At 53.6% G+C, this 1,238-nt stretch carries 1 protein-coding gene and 2 tRNA genes; all 3 read left to right on the top strand.

Annotated elements, in window-relative coordinates:
- A tRNA-Ile gene (locus ACGYLD_RS17375) sits at nucleotides 1–77 on the top strand.
- A gap of 27 nt (nucleotides 78–104) precedes the next feature.
- Nucleotides 105–180 (top strand) — tRNA-Ala (locus ACGYLD_RS17370).
- Entirely contained in the window at nucleotides 180–1,094 is a 915-nt protein-coding gene (locus ACGYLD_RS17365) for a glycosyltransferase family 2 protein (protein WP_394403368.1), read from the top strand. The genes ACGYLD_RS17370 and ACGYLD_RS17365 overlap by 1 nt, the downstream gene beginning before the upstream one ends.
- The last annotated feature ends 144 nt before the right edge of the window (nucleotides 1,095–1,238 follow it).

The following is a 1,238-nucleotide window of genomic DNA, read 5'->3' as shown; positions in this document are numbered from 1 at the left end:
GGGTCGGTAGCTCAGGTGGTTAGAGCGCACGCCTGATAAGCGTGAGGTCGGAGGTTCAAGTCCTCCTCGACCCACCATCGCTTCTGCAGTTGCAGAACCCCTTTGGGGCCTTAGCTCAGCTGGGAGAGCGCCTGATTTGCATTCAGGAGGTCAGGAGTTCGATCCTCCTAGGCTCCACCATGAATTCTCTTGCCGCCTCTGTTCCGCACGGATTAAAAGAAGGCATGAAGATTTGTGCGATCACAATGGTTTACCGCGATTATTGGGCGTTATCACAATGGTACGCGCATTACTCACGGCACCTAGGTTCGGAACATCTTTACATCCTGTCCCATGGTCGTGATCCGAAGGTTTCTGAGCTTTGCCCACGGGCGAATGTGATCACGGTGCCGCGCGGTGACCTGACTGGTTTCGATCGGGTTCGTGGACAGCTGCTGAACGGCCTTCAGGACGGATTGGGTGGGCTATACGACTGGGTTATCCGCACGGATGCGGATGAACTGATTTGTTTCGACCCGGAACGTTACGCAAATTTCAGCGACCTGTTCGCCTCACGCAAGAGAGCATCTGCACTCTTTGCTTTGGGAATGAACCTCGCTGAAATGGAGGGCGATCCTACGCTAACTGCGGAGGCTAACGTCCTGCACTACAGGCGTGAGGCGCATTTCTCCGGGCACTACAGCAAAGCTTGGGCGGTTCGACGTGGAACGCATTTGGTGCGCCATGGCATTCAAACTACTCCTGAGCGTTTGGATGACACGCCATTCACCTTTCCCAAAGGTGTTTACTTGGTTCATCTCAAATACGCGAACAGCGCAGCACTTATCGATGCAAACCAGCATCGGACGCTAATTGGCAACGCTGGTAGCAAAGGTCTTCCCGGTAAAGCTTGGGCGCAGGCAGATCAAGATGCCTCCCGCTTTTACGACGCTTTTCGAGAGTTAAACGAGCTGGACTGGCCCTTAGCCGAAAGGCGCGCCTATCGGCGGATCAAGCGCGATCCGGTTCGAGATGAGAAGCTTAACGTGCTGCGTGCCAGATCGGTAAAGTTCCCGTTTCGGACGACCCTCCCAAAGTGGTTCGAAAACTGCTGATAGATTAGATCAGCAAGAGCGCTACGGCGCTTTTGCTCGTCCAATCTGGACGTTTGCGTGACATCCTTCGGATGCACGTGATTGACATCGTAAAGAGAGATACTAACAACATGTTTGATCTCACCGCGTTAGGTGATGATCTCA

Source organism: Sulfitobacter sp. 1A12056 (assembly GCF_043558125.1).
GTDB lineage: Bacteria > Pseudomonadota > Alphaproteobacteria > Rhodobacterales > Rhodobacteraceae > Sulfitobacter > Sulfitobacter faviae.
The sequence above is the reverse complement of the archived record's forward strand: the minus strand, read 5'-3'. Positions and strand labels throughout refer to the sequence as shown.

Bases quoted from the DNA above. Each gene is read 5' to 3' on its own strand.
- ACGYLD_RS17365 (WP_394403368.1), top strand. From the start codon at position 180: ATGAATTCTCTTGCCGCCTCTGTTCCGCACGGATTAAAAGAAGGCATG.